This window comes from Brevibacillus schisleri, assembly GCF_055685845.1.
This window is the reverse complement of record NZ_JBVNDM010000001.1, coordinates 2998154-3013354: the sequence shown is the minus strand read 5'-3', so window position 1 is coordinate 3013354 and position 15201 is coordinate 2998154. Positions and strand designations below refer to the sequence as shown.

General features: G+C 48.5%; 15 protein-coding genes. 2 read left to right on the top strand and 13 right to left on the bottom strand.

Annotation, left to right across the window (positions count from 1 at the left end; all coding sequences use genetic code 11):
* Positions 1-155: 155 nt before the first annotated feature.
* Entirely contained in the window at positions 156-1565 is a 1410-nt protein-coding gene (locus ACUUHJ_RS14955) for a sigma-54 interaction domain-containing protein (RefSeq protein ID WP_289677901.1), read from the top strand.
* Between the two features lie 78 nt (positions 1566-1643).
* Here ACUUHJ_RS14955 and ACUUHJ_RS14950 read toward each other — a convergent pair whose 3' ends face one another.
* From ACUUHJ_RS14950 to ACUUHJ_RS14920, 7 genes are all read right to left on the bottom strand, one after another.
* The gene (locus ACUUHJ_RS14950; protein WP_472299207.1) at positions 1644-2135 is read right to left on the bottom strand and encodes an SRPBCC family protein; all 492 of its coding nucleotides are present in this window, start codon (positions 2133-2135) and stop codon (positions 1644-1646) included.
* 19 nt (positions 2136-2154) lie between these two features.
* Positions 2155-2982: a carbohydrate ABC transporter permease gene (locus ACUUHJ_RS14945; protein WP_289677899.1), complete on the bottom strand. Its 828-nt coding sequence runs from the start codon at positions 2980-2982 to the stop codon at positions 2155-2157.
* A 12-nt stretch (positions 2983-2994) separates the two neighbouring features.
* Entirely contained in the window at positions 2995-4305 is a 1311-nt protein-coding gene (locus tag ACUUHJ_RS14940) for a carbohydrate ABC transporter permease (protein WP_289677898.1), read from the bottom strand.
* A 108-nt stretch (positions 4306-4413) separates the two neighbouring features.
* Entirely contained in the window at positions 4414-5751 is a 1338-nt protein-coding gene (locus tag ACUUHJ_RS14935; protein WP_472299206.1) for an ABC transporter substrate-binding protein, read from the bottom strand.
* Positions 5752-5774: 23 nt separating this feature from the next.
* Complete coding sequence (locus ACUUHJ_RS14930) at positions 5775-6833, bottom strand: Gfo/Idh/MocA family protein (RefSeq protein WP_472299205.1); 1059 nt, start codon at positions 6831-6833, stop codon at positions 5775-5777.
* 11 nt (positions 6834-6844) lie between these two features.
* On the bottom strand, positions 6845-7813 hold the full coding sequence (locus ACUUHJ_RS14925; RefSeq protein WP_173625835.1) for a sugar phosphate isomerase/epimerase family protein: 969 nt from the start codon (positions 7811-7813) through the stop codon (positions 6845-6847).
* A 64-nt stretch (positions 7814-7877) separates the two neighbouring features.
* Complete coding sequence (locus tag ACUUHJ_RS14920) at positions 7878-8864, bottom strand: substrate-binding domain-containing protein (protein ID WP_472301194.1); 987 nt, start codon at positions 8862-8864, stop codon at positions 7878-7880.
* 202 nt (positions 8865-9066) lie between these two features.
* On the opposite strand from ACUUHJ_RS14920, the gene ACUUHJ_RS14915 reads away from it, so the two are divergent.
* Positions 9067-9963 (top strand): NAD-dependent epimerase/dehydratase family protein, encoded by an 897-nt coding sequence (locus ACUUHJ_RS14915; RefSeq protein ID WP_289677895.1) that lies wholly within the window; start codon positions 9067-9069, stop codon positions 9961-9963.
* A 12-nt stretch (positions 9964-9975) separates the two neighbouring features.
* Here the strand turns inward: ACUUHJ_RS14915 and ACUUHJ_RS14910 are convergent, their stop codons facing one another.
* The 6 genes from ACUUHJ_RS14910 to ACUUHJ_RS14885 form a co-directional block, all read right to left on the bottom strand.
* Positions 9976-10464, bottom strand: a complete 489-nt coding sequence (locus ACUUHJ_RS14910; RefSeq protein WP_289677894.1) for a MarR family winged helix-turn-helix transcriptional regulator — start codon at positions 10462-10464, stop codon at positions 9976-9978.
* A 146-nt stretch (positions 10465-10610) separates the two neighbouring features.
* Positions 10611-11948: a serine hydroxymethyltransferase gene (locus ACUUHJ_RS14905; protein ID WP_472299204.1), complete on the bottom strand. Its 1338-nt coding sequence runs from the start codon at positions 11946-11948 to the stop codon at positions 10611-10613.
* Positions 11949-11959: 11 nt separating this feature from the next.
* Positions 11960-12622, bottom strand: coding sequence for a GntR family transcriptional regulator (locus ACUUHJ_RS14900; RefSeq protein ID WP_289677892.1), 663 nt, complete (start codon positions 12620-12622; stop codon positions 11960-11962).
* Positions 12623-12751: 129 nt separating this feature from the next.
* Positions 12752-13348: a TetR/AcrR family transcriptional regulator gene (locus ACUUHJ_RS14895; protein ID WP_289677891.1), complete on the bottom strand. Its 597-nt coding sequence runs from the start codon at positions 13346-13348 to the stop codon at positions 12752-12754.
* 7 nt (positions 13349-13355) lie between these two features.
* Entirely contained in the window at positions 13356-14108 is a 753-nt protein-coding gene (locus ACUUHJ_RS14890) for an alpha/beta fold hydrolase (RefSeq protein WP_472299203.1), read from the bottom strand.
* Positions 14109-14264: 156 nt separating this feature from the next.
* The gene (locus tag ACUUHJ_RS14885) at positions 14265-15197 is read right to left on the bottom strand and encodes a response regulator (protein WP_289677889.1); all 933 of its coding nucleotides are present in this window, start codon (positions 15195-15197) and stop codon (positions 14265-14267) included.
* Positions 15198-15201 lie beyond the last annotated feature (4 nt).

Here is a 15201-nt window from a genome sequence, read left to right as displayed (position 1 = left end):
CTTTCGTCCCTATAGAAGAGCAAGTAGCATGCCAAACATTTGAAAGCGATTTCACAACAACACGATTCGAAAATGATCATTTTTACATATGCAAACTTGCGCACCGATGATTATTTCTGATTATTCCGTTTACAAGCCTACTGAGGAGGACTTCAATGTATCAAACCAAGTATTTTCAGGCCAGTGACAATCATGAACTCGCAAAATTACTGACGACCATCTTCAGTACGTCCCACGACGGATTGGCGATCTGTGACCGTAACGGCTACGTCCTGCTTTACAATGAGGCGTACTTGAACATCACGGGAGTTCCCGCCGACATTTTGAATAATTTCAGCTTCATGGAGCAAAAAGAAATGCATCTGGTTCCTGACTCTTCTGCTGTACGTACGATTTTGACGAAACAAACCCATAGTGTTGTCATCGATTATGCAAACGGTCGGCAAGCGATCAATACAGCTACCCCGCTGCTCGATTCAAACAAGGAATTATTGTTTGTAGTGGGAAATGTGCGCGACGTCACTGAGCTGAATCAGCTTCAGAAGGAGCTTGCGGAAACACGTCAAATCAGTTCGGCGTATCAAAGGGCTCTCGAACATATCCAAACCGATGGTGACTTTGACGAGCAGATTATTTATCGCAGTGGGCTCATGCATCGAATTGCTTCACTTTCCAAGCGCTTCGCGACGAACGACTCTCCTATCCTTTTACTAGGCGAGTCTGGTGTCGGTAAAGATGTCATGGCGAACTACATTCACGCTCAAAGCGGGCGAACTGGCGAATTTATCAAGATTAACTGTGGGGCCATTCCCGAGCATTTGCTCGAGTCAGAATTATTTGGCTATGAGAAAGGCGCCTTTACGGGGGCAAGTCAGTCAAAGGAAGGATTGTTCGAGCTGGCGGATCGGGGAACCATTTTTCTCGATGAGATTGGAGACCTCCCATTTCCTTTACAGGTAAAGCTCTTAAATGTATTGCAGGATGGGCGGATTCGCAGACTCGGTGGGAAAACATCACGTCAGGTTAACATGCGTATCATCGCTGCTACCAACAGCGATTTGGAAGCGATGGTCGAACAAAAGCGTTTTCGGCAGGATTTGTTCTACCGGCTAAACGTACTAACCCTCACCATACCACCCTTGCGTGAACGCCGCGAGGATATTCCGGCTCTTATTTTCTACTATTTGAAAAAGCTCGAATGGAAGTACCAGCAAGAAATGCGCATCGAAACAGATGCGTTGGAGGCGCTGATGGATTATGATTGGCCAGGGAATATACGCGAGCTGAAAAATGTGGTGGAACGTTCTTTTCACATGTGTGAAAATGGGCGAATTACCTTTGATCAGTTACCGGCGTCGATTCGCAATACACAACAGACAGCCCTGCCGCTCCAACTCGCCAAAATGGATGAGCTGTTGCCGCTAAAAGAAGCGATCGAACGATTTGAACGAGCGTATATCCAACGCCTCTTGAAGGAGACAGACACCATGCAGCAGTGTGCGGATAAGCTGCAAGTGAACATCTCCACGCTCGTGCGTAAAAAACGTAGCCTCGGCATTAAATAAGGCAAAAGGAAAAGCCCGATACACGTTGGTTCGGGCTTTTTCGTTCTTTCAGAGTATGGTCTCTCAAACAACCGGGGACTATCTCACAAGCCCTTCTCTTAATGTGTTGATCCCGTGCTCCAAATACTCCTTCAAACAGCTTAAGACGTATACCCAGCCTTCTTTATTGTCGATCATTTTTTGCAGGAGCGCAGGATCATTTTCTTGAAAACCTTCTTCGTTCACTTCAATGATCGTCGTGGCTTTATCTAACTCGTTTAACGTAATCGATACGGTATTTTCTTCTCCCGCCCACTGGAAAACGATTCGTTTGTTCACTTCGATTTCGTGAACGGTAATCCCTACTTCTGCGTTGTAAATATCGTAGAATAACGTAATGCTCTTCCCTTCTTCCCACCTTGCCGAGCTGGAAGAGAACCAGAAGTTGCCGATTTTCTCAGGGTCCACGAATGCTTCGAACACTTCTTGTGCAGGTCTGTTAATCTGAAATTTTGTAAGATTATTCATGCGTCCGTCAACTCTCTTTCTGAATGCTGACTCCACCGTATCACAATCACATTTGCGAGACAAATGATCGAATGACTCCCTTTTATTCTTTTACTGCCCCGGAAGTCAATCCTGAGATAATCCGCCTCTGGAAAATCAGCACCATCACTACTAGCGGGATCGTCACAATGATGGAGGCAGCAGATATTTCTCCCCACGGGATTGTAAACATTCCTTGAAACATCACGATTCCCACAGGCACAGTCTTCATCGCTTCCTGCGTATTCAATGTCAAGGCGAACAAAAATTCATTCCACGCTGCAATAAAAACGAGGATGGCGGTCGTAAAAACCCCAGGCATGGCGAGTGGGAAAAACACTTTCGTCATCGTTTGCCAAATGCTCGCACCGTCTACTTTGGCTGCTTCGCCCAAATCACTCGGTATTTTTCGGAAAAAGATGGTCAGATTCCAGATAGCGAGCGGCAGCGCGAAGGTTGTATAAGGAATGATCAGGCCAATGTAGCTGTTCGTTAAGCCCATCGATTGCATGAACATAAAAATAGGAGAAATGGTAGCGATCTGCGGAAACATGGACACAGCCAGTACGACACCCAAAATAACCGTTTTCCCCCGAAAGGACAGCCAGGCAATTGCATATGCAGCAAAGGAAGCGATCGTTATGGAGTAGAGTGTGGTTAACGTCGCCACGACAGTTGAATTCCACAAGTAACGGGCAAACGGTCTTTCCGTGAAGACGCGGACAAAGTTGTCAAACGAAGGATTTTGGATGATAAAATGAAAGGCACTCTCTCCAAACAGCTCCGCTGGTGGCTTCAATGCTGCGAGGAGAATCCATAAAAACGGGAACATCACAAGAAAAACGAAGAGCAGTAGACCCACGTAAAACAAGGGACCCGTATGTTTACGCATCCAATCACCTCCTTATTTGCCACTGCCATCATTCAGCAGATCAGCTCCCAATATTTTCACATAGCCGATGGAGATCAACGCCACACACAAAAACACAATGACGGCGAGCGCCGAGCCTTCCCCAAAGCTCATTTGAGCAAACATCGTTTTGTACGCGTAAATGGAAATGGTCTCAGTTGAGTTCCCGGGTGCCCCACCTGTCAGCGTGTAAATCAGGTCAAATACGCGGAACGCATCTAGTGTGCGGAACAATAGCGCCACCAGAATGGTTGATTTCAGCATTGGAAGCGTAATTCGAAAAAATTGCTGGGCGCGGGTGGCACCGTCGACAGAGGCTGCTTCATACAAGCTTTGCGGGATCGTTTGCAGGCCAGCGAAAATGAGTAAGGCCATGAATGGGGTCGTCTTCCACACATCCGCCAAAATGACGGAGAACATGGCTCCAGCCTTGGTCGTAAGAAGCATCCCCATATCTGAGATCAACCCTGCCTGCTCAAAAAGGTAGGCGACGATGCCATTTTGCCCGTCGTACAAAAATTTCCATATCATCGCGGAGATGACAGTCGGAATCGCCCACGGAATTAACACGGTTGCCCGTACAAGACTCCTTCCACGAAAAGGTCGATTGATCAAAAGCGCGATCAATATGCCGAGCACCAGTTCAATTGCAACGGAAATAACGGTGAAAAACGCCGTATTGTACAGAGCTCCCCACATCCGAACGTCCATTAAAAACTTCTTGTAGTAGGCAAGGCCAACAAAGTTGGGCTCGATAATCGAAGCTTCAATGCCTTGGATCACGCCAAGAGCACCCTCTGGCTTCGAAAGCTGCTTTTGTTCACTCATTTGCAAAAGGACTTCTCTGGCTTTTGCCAAGTTGGTTTTGATAGACTCTGTTTGTTCGTTCGAGAGGCTCACATATTTGAGCTCGGTCGGGACTGGTTTAAAATCCAGCAATAGCTGGTCGATCATTTGGTATCGGCTCGCGATCTCGCCTGTTTGGTTGAGGGAAGTGTTCAATTGCTCGATTTGCGCTTGAAGCGCGTTCAATTTTTCCTTTGATGACCCTTCTGCGGAGTCCGCCTCCCTCTTTACATACCGGAGCAGATTGGGTAACGTGCTGACATAGCGCTCCATATCTAATCCGTATGAAAAGTGAATCTCTGATTTCGTCGGGTCGTTCAACCGGATGTCGTGCAGACTGATCCAAAAGGATCGCATGACAGGCCAAATCGCGATAACAAGTATAATGAGCAGTGCAGGAAAAATCAGTAAATACCCCATCTGTTTTTCTGAGAGAGTCCTTTTCGTTGATCGATTCATCCGTTCACCACCTTCCTTCCCGCTAGAAGCTTGCTTGTGCTTGCCAGATTGTTGTACAACCTCCAAGGAAGCCGGTTTGACTCCCTTGGAAGCCCCACGTGGTGCTACTTATTTTTTCATCAGATCGTTCATTTGCGTTTCCATGTTTTGCACCGCCTGCTCGGCTGTTTGCTGCCCTGCGAGCGCTTTGGACACCTCGATCTGGATAACTTCCGAAATTTTCGGATAAATCGGAGTCGTTGGACGAGATACAGCAGCGCTTACGCCATCGACGAAATCTTTGTTGGCGAACAACGGACTGGCTTTTTGAACATCGGCTTCCTCGTAGGCTGGCAGGTAGGTTGGTGCGAGCCCACCCTCTATCGCGGATATTTTCTGACCCTCTGGACCTGTCATGAATTTGAGGAATTCCCATGCTTCTTTCGGATGCTTCGAGAACTTGTTGATTCCTCCCATCCAACCGCCGAGTGCTGCTGCGGAGCCTGCATCGCCTGCTGGCAGTGGAGCGATCGCGACTTGATCGACGATTTTGGACTGGGCCTGATCCTGCGCCAACGCGAACTGATACGGCCAGTTGCGGATAAACGCTGCCTGCCCCTCAAGGAAGGCCGTATGGGATTCTGGTTCCATAAATGTGGTGATATTGGTTGGGACGAAATCAGATTTGACGACTTCGATCATTTTTTTCAATCCTTTGATCGTAGCCGGATTGTTGACTGCCACTTTTCCTTGCTCATCCAAAATTTTTCCACCGTACGATGCACTGAACTCGACAAAGTTGCAAACCAATCCTTCATATTGCTTGGCTTGCATCAAATAGCCGAACTTCGTGCCGCCCTTGCCCTTCGTTGCTTTTGCTTGGGCAATAAGGTCATCCCACGTCTTTGGTGCTTCGGATACGAGATCTTTGCGGTAGAACAAGAGTCCCGCGTCGATAAACTTAGGCATGGTCCATTGCTGGCCGCCAAAGTTCCCGGCATCCATGGCCCCTTTGATATATTTTCCGGTCTCGATTTCATCTTGCTCCATTAGGCGGTCGAGCGGCAGAAGATAACCTGCTTGGGCGAATTCAGCCGGCCAGATGACGTCCAGGTCAAACACGTCGATTTCAGACGATTGCGCGCTGAACATGGTGACGTATTGATCATGACTCTGCCCGGAATCAGCAGGCATCTCACGGATTTCTACTTCGATATTTTGATGGGCTTTTTGGAAAGCTTCTACGAGCTTTTTGGTGGAATCCGTCGCGTCTTTTCCGCGTGCGTAGACAAGCTTGATTTTTTCGGCTGTGGGCTGTGATGGCTCTGTTTTGGGTGCGGATGGTGTTGAAGGCTGTGATGGTGTTGTATCTGAAGAAGCTTGCTGAGGTGTGGAAGAACATGCTGCCAATGAGAAGGCCATTAATAAGGTAAGCCCAACGGATGTAAGTCTTTTTGCAACTTTCATCTAAGTAACCCCCTATGCTCTTGTTAGAAACGGACTGCTTCCCCTTTTTGTGCGGATGTGTAGATGGCTTCGATCAATCTGTTGATATACAAGGCCTGTTCCGGTGTGCAGAGCACCTCTGCCTTCCCTTCGATGGCGTCGATGAAATTACGGAATAAGAGTACGCGTTCTTTTTGAGGCTTTGGTGTTAATTCTGTCGAGGCAGTTACGCCGTTCCACTCGTGAAAAAGCGTGAACTGGTTCTCCAATAAACGAAGGGATGCCCCGCCCTCTTGTCCATATAGTTGAAGGAAAACGTTTTCCTCTTCGATGTGAGAAGCCCAGCTTGCATCGAGCGTAAGCGACAATCCGTTCTCAAAGGTGATCATCGCCACTGCCATATCTTCCACGTCAAACTTCCCGTTATCGTTGATTGTTCCCCACTCTGACAAGCCGCGTTTGTGAGGCCCGAATTGCGCGTACGTTTGCCCTAGGACGGATACAGGCTTTGGATGATCCAAGAGCCATAGGGTCAAATCGAGCATATGCACGCCGATATCAATCAACGGACCGCCGCCTGCCGATTCTTTTTGCGTAAACCAGCTTCCCCATCCGGGAATTCCATTTCGTCTGACCCAACCGGTTTTGGCGTGATAAATGTTCCCCAGCTTTCCTTCCTTCAGCCATGTTTTGACTTGCAGGGAATCGCTTCGGAATCGGTTGTTTTGTGCGACCATGAGGATTTTGTCTGCTTTTTTCGCGGCTTCGATCATTTCTTCTGCTTCCTGGGCATTCATCGCCATCGGTTTTTCGCACAGCAAGTGTTTGCCTGCTGCAAGCGCACGTTTGGTTGCTTCTGCATGCAAGTAATTCGGGACACAAACAATGATCGCATCTGCATCAGACTCTTGTAGCATCGTCTCGTAGTCCGTGAAAACCTGTGGAATGTCATACCGTTTCGCACGATAGGAAGCCATTTCTGCGGAAATATCGGCAATGGCAACAACCTCTGCTCGCGGTTCTTCCTTGATCGCCTCCAAGTGTGCTTCTGTAATTCCCCCTGCACCGATGATTCCGATTTTCCATTTGCGTCGATTCGTCATTTTCTCCCCTCCTACACCCACCATAAATTTTGGACTGGTTCTCGCAAAATGACTTGCTGTAGGTTTTGAACAGCGCGCTGGAATCCTTCCTCAATCGACATGATGGCATCCTCGTGCTCGATGCTCACCACGTAATCGTAACCATTCATGCGCAGTGCACTCATCATATCCGCCCACGTCTGCTGCGAATGCCCATAGCCTACGGTTCGGAAATACCACGCACGTTCATGTAGATTGGCGTAGGAATTCATATCCGTCAGCCCGTACATGTTCACTTTTTCCTGATCCATATACGTGTCTTTGGCATGGAAATGATAGATGGCTTTTTCTTTGCCCAAGATTTTGATCGCAGCTACCGGATCAATCCCTTGCCACCACATGTGACTTGGATCGAAGTTTGCCCCAATCCCTTCGCCTACCTGTTCCCGTAGCTTTAGCAATGTCCCTGGCGTGTGGACGAGAAAGCCGCCATGCAATTCCAGCGCAACCTTGACATGATGCTCAGTCGCATAAGCAGTCCATTCGCGCCAGTACGGGATGAGCTTCTCGTTCCATTGCCAATGGAGCACGTCGCGATACTCATTGGGCCAAGGAGCAACGGGCCAGCTCGGGTACTTCGCTCCTTCGTGGTCGCCTGCCGTTCCAGAAAAGCAATTGACCACTGGCACCTCCAGCAGCTCGGCTAGCTGTACCGTTTTCACAAACGTATCGTGGGATTGCTGGGCAAAGCTTTTCTCTGGTGTCAACGGGTTGCCGTGACAACTAAGCGCGCTGATTATCAAGCCCCGATCCTCTACTGCCTTTTTGTACGCTCGTCTTTTTTCCGGACTTTCCAAGAGCTCATCCAGATTGCAGTGCGCATTGCCCGGATAGCAGCCTGTGCCGATTTCCACCGCCTCTAAACCTGCTGCCTGCACATGATCCAGCATTTCCTCGAACGACTTCTCGCTAAAAAGAACGGTAAATACGCCAAGCTTCATATCTCTTCACCCCTTTTGAATGCGTAAACTCGTATGCTTCTTCTATATGGTCAGTCTTGTTGCCTCACTTAAGTAGAGCGCTTACAGTTTGGCGAACCACGAGATGGTGTGGCACGGTGCTCATTCTCTCTACTGGCTCATTGCGGATTTGTCTGAGTAGCTGCTCTGCTGCGGCTTTTCCGTACATGAACGGGTCATTGTGCACGGTTGTGAGCATGGGGCGGGAAAGGGAGGCGAGCTCCAAATTGTCGAAGCCCATGACGGAGATGTCTTCTGGTACACGAATGCCATGGTCGTACAAGTAATTGAGGACGCCAACCGCCATCAGGTCTGTTGCGACAAAAACGGCTGTCGGACGGATTTTTTCCTCACAAATACGACGCATGGCTTCGTAACCGCTCTTGGCTGTGAATTCCCCTTCCACAACGAATCCGTCATGGATGGGCAAGTCATGTGCCCGCATGGCTTTTCGGTAACCGCCCATGCGATCCAGACCGCACGGCGGGTCCCACAATGGACCAGATATACAAGCAATCTTGGTATGGCCTTGCGAGATGAGATAGGCGGTAGCATCATAGGAGGCTTGCACATTGTTGACATTGACAGTCGGAATCTGATAGCCGGGCAAATCGTGTCCGGTAACCACAAGAGGAACCTGAATCTCTTGCAATGTCTGGATATTGCCCTCCAGGAAGTGAATACTCGCGATAATGACACCATCGATTTGTTTTTCTTTGAAAAGTCGCAAGTACTTCAGCTCTTTGTCCACCACTTCATCGGATATCGCCAAAAACATGCTGTAGTCGTACTCACTAATGACGCTATCAATTCCGTAAATGAGATTGGAGTAAAAATTGTTGGAGATATCGGGAATCATTACCCCGATGATGCGGGTTTCCTTGCTGACCAAGCTCCTGGCAATCGCATTCGGCTGAAAGCCCGTCTCTTGCACGATTTTCAAAACTCTTTCCCGCAGCTCTGGACGGACTGGCTTGGAATTGTTTAGCACGCGCGAAACAGTCGCGATGGAAACGTTGGCGAGTTGTGCGATGTCTTTAATGGTTACAGTAATGGTTCTTCACTCACTTTCTATGTAACGGGTAAACGTTTTCCTAATGTGAAAATAACACTCAATTATTGTTTTGTCAATATTCGGTTAATTATAAATCTTATTGACATGACGAGGGTCTCGTTAAATAATTTATCATATAATTTAGTTACTAAATTAATTGTGCGCAAAGGAGGGTTTTGTCATGAATGTTTTCCTTACAGGAATAACAGGTTATGTCGGGTCCGTAGTCGCCGAGCATTTTCAGTCCCAAGGGTATCAGGTTACTGGACTTGTGCGATCGGAAGAAAAAGCGGAGCTGTTGCTCGCACAAGGGTTCACCCCTATTGTTGGCGATCTTGCGGATACCACCCTGTTAACAGAAAGTGTTAAAAAATTCGATGGGGTCATCCATACGGCGATCTCGCACACACCTGATATGGAAAAACTCGATGTAGCAGCGGTTACGGCAATGCTCGATGGTTTGGAAGGCACAGGGAAACCATTCATTTATACGAGTGGAACGCTGATCTATAACGATACGTACGACAATGTCGTGGATGAGAACTCCCCTCTCAACCCCTTGCCATTTCTGCAATGGAAAGCGAATCAGGAGCAGGAAGTGTTAGGAGCTGCCAAGTGCAATATTCGAACGATCGTCATACGTCCTACACTTGTGTACGGTCGTGGCGGTGGACTCGTCCAAGCAACGATTCAAAGGGCGAAACTCTCTCAGTCAGCCAATTATATCGATGACGGGCAAACGGCATGGTCTACTATCGATGTTGATGATTTGGCAAGGCTTTACGAATGCGCTTTTTTACGCGCAGAGCCAGGCTCATTATTCAATGCAACTTCCAAGGAAATGATCACGACGAAAGAGCTCATGACTTCGATTGCCAAAATAGCAGGGATAGAAAAAGTCGGATCCTGGAGCTATGAGGACGCGTCCAAAGAATTAGGACCCGCCGCTTGGGGGGCGAGCATCAACCAGAGGATATCTGGATTACGCGCGGAGCAACAGCTGCAATGGAGTCCCTCTCCAAACTCGCTCCGCAAAGAGTTGGAGCAAGGCTCTTATCAAAACAATAAAAAACCATAGTCCATCATCGAACTATGGTTGTGATTCAACACTATCCTGATAGGTATGCAGGAATCTGATTGATTTCGTTAGTATCCGTATGAGTGCCTGTGCATCATCCGTACCAAGATGCTCATGTAGCTGCTGAAAACGAGTAAACAGCTCTTGCTCTCTCGCTGCCACAAAATCAAAGCCCTCTTTCGTAGGGGCTACGAGTATGGAGCGTCGATCCTTAGGTCCCACAGTGCGGGTAATAAGCCCAAGCTGTTCGAGTGATTGAATGACATGCGTCACAGCTGCTGACGTTATTTTCAACTGCTTGCCTAGCTCGGAAACTCTGATGCCGTTCGAGCCTGGTGGACTTACGTAGGTCAAGTGAACAAGCAAATTCAGTTCGCTCTGACGGAGGTCTTTCGAAGGACTGAAAACATGTCCGATCCGCTTTAACTGACCAAATACGAGAGCCAGCTCTTTCGTTGTCTGATCAATGGTAACATCCGAGTTTGTATGGTCTGTACTCATCCGTTTAGACTCCCATTCTTTGATGGTATCAATCGATTATTTACGAAATGAAATGAGATTGTCAAGAATGAGTGTCCACTTCGCACTCGAAAAAGCACCGTACGCCAAGCTCTGAACTTTGGCATACGGTGTTTATCCTACCTTCTCTATTCTGGGAAGCAGTACTGCATCTTGCTAAACGATCTGCGCAACTCGATCACCTTCGCCTGGACAGCCTCGGGCTTTTCCCTGCCTGACAACATGCTTACAATCAGGTCGGCAATCGTGTCCATCTCTTTTTCCTTCATGCCAAACCGAGTGACTTCTGTCGTCCCGATACGCAAGCCGCTTGGAAAGTCCCAATCCTCTGGTCCGTCGCCTGGAATCAAATTTTTGTTCGTAATGATGTTCGCTTCTGCCAATCTCTTGCCTACCTCGTACCCACCGCCAAACTCTTTTACGTCCAGAATGACTTGGTGGGTACGTGTATATCCTTTGTGCGCGCAAAGCACCCGAATTCCCCGTTCATCGAATGCTTTCCCCAGTGCTTGTGCATTCGTCACAATTTGCGCCATGTATTCCTTGCCAAACGCCAAAAACTCTGCCGCCGCCGCTGCCAATGCCGCTACCCGGTTGACTTGATGTGTCGCGGCAAGGGCTGGGAAAATGGCATCTGTAATCGGTACCGAAAGTTCCGGGTCATTCCAGACGATGATGCCGCTTTGTGGGCCACTAAACGTTTTCCCAGCAGAGCCAGTCATCACACAAGCCCCTTCTCGCAACGGGTCCTGAAATTGACCGCCACCGATCAAACCCAGTTGATGTGCGCCATCAAAATAAATGCGACCGCCCCATTCTTTCACGATCTCTGCCATTTCCTTCAGCGGGAATGGAAATAATGTCATCGACGCGCCCAGGGTAACGAGCTTTGGTCTAACTTGTCGTGCGACTTTCGCGAATTCATCCAGATCAACAGTAAGCTCAACGGGGTCCATGGGCACATCGACAATTTGCAAACCGCGAATGCCAGCAGGCCCGTCCACCCGATTGCTGGAATGCCCTCCAAACGGTTGCGCGATCGTCATAATCGTATCGCCCGGTTGCGTTAATGCCGCGTAGACCGTCATGTTTCCGATCATGCTCGCTACCAATCGATGGTCAGCAAAATTGGCGTGGAATACTTTTTTCAACAGCTCCACACATAGCGCTTCGATCTCATCGATATATTTCGTGCCAGCGAACCATCTCTGTGTGCTCCCGATATGTCCTTCCGCAGCGCGAGTCCCAACCTCAGAAGCAAGCAATTGACGTACGATAGGCGTGGTAGGTGCTTCTGGTGCGAGCAAATTCAAACATTCCTCGCCTCGCCATATCGCATTGCGGTTGACAGCATTCACGATCTCTTGCTGAATCAGACGGTGGGACGGACTCTCTTCGATAATGGATCGTGCCCATTGCAAAACACGCGAATCATGTACTTCCCCCTTCATTTCAACCGTACTCATGCCATTACCCCCTATTCATCTTTGGAATGGTCCGTAAGCAATCTGCCGAGGTTGATCCAGTTTTCTTCCATCAAAGAAGAGGCAAGCTGACTGTTGTTGTCCCGAATCGCTTCGATGATTCTGCGGTGCTGTTCTACTGATTCCACCCCTTCCAAGGAACCGAACCGAGCAAATTCCAAACGCCGAATTTTCGGTACAACTCGCTCAAGTGCCAGGTAGATTTCACGATTCCCCGCAGCCTCGAGGATCACGTCGTGAAAGCCGTCATCTGCTTCAATCGCTTTGATCACATCTTGCTGTTCGAGTGCGACCCCGAGCTTTTCATTCCACTGCTCCAGACTACGGATGACCTCTAATTCAAATGGCATCGCCAGTCGTGCTGCCAACCCGTGCAAGGCCGCAACAACAGGAAAAGCGTGCTTCGCCTCCTTTTCCAATAAGGGTGTTACCCGTGTGAGAGAGCCCGGAACGGATTCAATAAGCCCTTCGTCCTCCAACCGTTTGAGCGCTTCTCTCACAGGTGTTCGACTCACGCCAAATAAAGCCGCCAGTTCGTTGTCGTTGACTCGTTGTCCTGGCTTTAGCTCCAGCATGATGATCGCTTTCTTCAAGCCTTGGTATACTTGTTCGCGTAATGTGGGGCGTTCGATTTGTTTGATTAGATTCGTGTCCATAAAACCAATATATTGGTTTTATTATTATCTGTCAATTTTAAATATTTAGATATATGAAAATAGCGGAGGCTACCCCCACCAGTATCATTTACGAATGGGATAGCCTCTTCATTATTGAACGTAACTCTATCATTCTGTCGGAGGGCTACAATACTCCCGTATCAGCTGCTCCTTCATCTCTTCAACCGGAAACCCTTCCGAATAAGTCGTCATCATCAGCATTGCGCCTTGGAGCGCCGATGAAAAATAGAGCGATCTCAATCTGGGCTGCTTTACGCCTAACTGTTTGAAAATCTGGCACTGGACTTCAAACTGCCTGCGTGACTCCTCATTTAATTGCTCTCTGTAAGAAGCAAGTACACGATCATCTTCGGGCTGCGTCTGCAAATTCAAGTAAAAACGATAGACATCCGGTCGCTGGTAGACGTTATCAAGAGCACCGTCGATAATATGGCGCAGCTGTTCGTGCGGCGTTGCAAGCTGAGTCGCAGTCTCCATCACTTCTTTTATCTCCTCGATCCGTACCTGGACCATCGCGGCGAGAAGTTCTTCTTTTCCTTTGTAATAATTGTAAAGCAGCCCCTTCGATATCTGGGCCTGTTTGGCTACATCGTCGATTGAGGTCGCGTGGTAGCCTTTTTTTATGAAGAGCGTCATCGCGGCTGCATGGATCTTATCTTTTGCAGCTTGGCGAATGCGCTCATTTTCAGCTGGGGTACGGGGCACGGCTCAGTCAATCCTCCAAAAATTCAGTGATAGCGCGAGCGATTTCTTCTGGATGCGTCAACGTTGGCTTATGATCGGCACCCGTAATCTCGATAACCCTATGCTCCGGCAAAACTTGTTGAAAATGTTCGGCGATACGGTGTAGATCAGGCGCATCTTCCTTGCCAAGGAGAAACAATGTCTTATCAGCCAAATCTCCCAGACGCTCAATCGCAGGTGGCTGCGGCCATATGGACTCCCAGGTGGCCCAATCGAACATTTTCGCAATATTATGTTTCGTCATCTCTACCATGAGGTCCTTCTGGGGACTTGCCATCACGACGCGGTACGAGCAGGAGGACAGAGAAAGCTCCAACATGCGGTCAGCATCCGGGGCTGCCGCTTGAATTGTCTGCATCCATTCTGTAAAAGGCTTGCTGAACGTATAGCCTGACAAATCCGGAGCGATCAACACGAGCTTGCTCACTCTCTGCGGATATGCCAAGGCAAACTCGGTTGCAATTCGTCCGCCTATCGAATGTCCTACGAGCGTGGCTTCATCCAGCTGGAAGTGGTCCATGACCGAAAGCAAGTCATCGACGTAGTTCGCTGTCTCTGTTGGAGACGGAGATTTCCCGCATCCGCGTCCGTCGAAAGCGATGACCTGATAATGCTTCGCCAAAATCGGCGCGACAAATGTCCAATCTCGTAAATCAGCACCGCCACTGTGCAATAGAACGACTGGTTTTCCTTCCCCTGAAACCTCATAGTACAAATCCATCGGTGATCCCTCCGTGACATGTAGATTTGGTATATGATCCCAGTTTATTATTGAATGAACGTTTAGTCAATAAAAAAACAAATGCATTCCCCTACAAAAAGAAAAAGTCCTAATCATCATGATCAGGACTTCTCTCTACAAGTCAACACAGAACAACTACGCCTCCGACTGAATGCGCTTCGCCTCTGCATACAGCACTTGAATAAACTTTTTCATATTGATCCGAATATCTGAGCCTGGCGATGCGGCATTGCTCTTTAACTCCGCCATCTTCTTCCACACATACGTAAAATCAAAAAACTGCGAAGCGTAATTCTCGAACTTCCAATTCGAGAGGTCCGCAAGCCCAAGAGACGCCAAATGATTCAGCGACTGATAAATCGCTCGGCGGACTCTCTGCTCAGAAGCTTTGACAACCTTGGCGACTTGTTGATCGTCCACCGCGACTCCGAGCCTGTCCTGTGCTACCGCCACAAAGATTTCTTTTAGGGCAGGAAATCCATTTTTAAACGTATGTGTCTGTTCGTATCCATGCAAGAAGTCCAAAATATCTAGCAAATCATTGCTACCATTGTCTCCCGCGATGCCCAACTCAGTTAAGAGAAATTGACCCGCCTCGCGAAGTGGTTTGCCCTGTGACGGACGATTTTGTCCGGAAGGCGGCTGGTCCACTTGCATGACGGCATTCAGCGATTTGTGAATGTCCCGTATCGAACGCTCGAGGCGAATTTTCTCGATCACTTTTTGGAGAATCGTTACCACTTCGATTTTGTTTACAGGCTTGATAATGTAGTATTCACTTCCAAGGGCGTAAGCTTGGGCAATCAAATCTTTCGTTTCTGCCTGAGAGATCATAACGATTTTTCCAGTGAATGTCGGCTTCACTTGGCGAATCGTTTCGATCCCATCCCGGTCGGGCATGAACAGATCGATCAGCAAAATATCTACGTTGCGTGCGGTTAAAGTATGGCCGTCTACCATCGAGCCGTCAGATGCTTCCCCCACGACTTCGCCCAGATTCTCGTCTTCTATAATTTCCGTCAGCATGAGGCGAACAGCATCGTCGTCATCTACTAAATAAAACAGCATCTTC

What these genes read in the sequence shown, in the direction of transcription:
- ACUUHJ_RS14955 (WP_289677901.1), top strand. Translation starts at nt 156, where the DNA reads ATGTATCAAACCAAGTATTTTCAGGCCAGTGACAATCATGAACTCGCA.
- ACUUHJ_RS14945 (WP_289677899.1), bottom strand. Translation starts at nt 2,982, where the DNA reads ATGCGTAAACATACGGGTCCCTTGTTTTACGTGGGTCTACTGCTCTTC.
- ACUUHJ_RS14940 (WP_289677898.1), bottom strand. Translation starts at nt 4,305, where the DNA reads ATGAATCGATCAACGAAAAGGACTCTCTCAGAAAAACAGATGGGGTAT.
- ACUUHJ_RS14935 (WP_472299206.1), bottom strand. Translation starts at nt 5,751, where the DNA reads ATGAAAGTTGCAAAAAGACTTACATCCGTTGGGCTTACCTTATTAATG.
- ACUUHJ_RS14930 (WP_472299205.1), bottom strand. Translation starts at nt 6,833, where the DNA reads ATGACGAATCGACGCAAATGGAAAATCGGAATCATCGGTGCAGGGGGA.
- ACUUHJ_RS14925 (WP_173625835.1), bottom strand. Translation starts at nt 7,813, where the DNA reads ATGAAGCTTGGCGTATTTACCGTTCTTTTTAGCGAGAAGTCGTTCGAG.
- ACUUHJ_RS14915 (WP_289677895.1), top strand. Translation starts at nt 9,067, where the DNA reads ATGAATGTTTTCCTTACAGGAATAACAGGTTATGTCGGGTCCGTAGTC.
- ACUUHJ_RS14910 (WP_289677894.1), bottom strand. Translation starts at nt 10,464, where the DNA reads ATGAGTACAGACCATACAAACTCGGATGTTACCATTGATCAGACAACG.
- ACUUHJ_RS14905 (WP_472299204.1), bottom strand. Translation starts at nt 11,948, where the DNA reads ATGAGTACGGTTGAAATGAAGGGGGAAGTACATGATTCGCGTGTTTTG.
- ACUUHJ_RS14900 (WP_289677892.1), bottom strand. Translation starts at nt 12,622, where the DNA reads ATGGACACGAATCTAATCAAACAAATCGAACGCCCCACATTACGCGAA.
- ACUUHJ_RS14890 (WP_472299203.1), bottom strand. Translation starts at nt 14,108, where the DNA reads ATGGATTTGTACTATGAGGTTTCAGGGGAAGGAAAACCAGTCGTTCTA.
- ACUUHJ_RS14885 (WP_289677889.1), bottom strand. Translation starts at nt 15,197, where the DNA reads ATGCTGTTTTATTTAGTAGATGACGACGATGCTGTTCGCCTCATGCTG.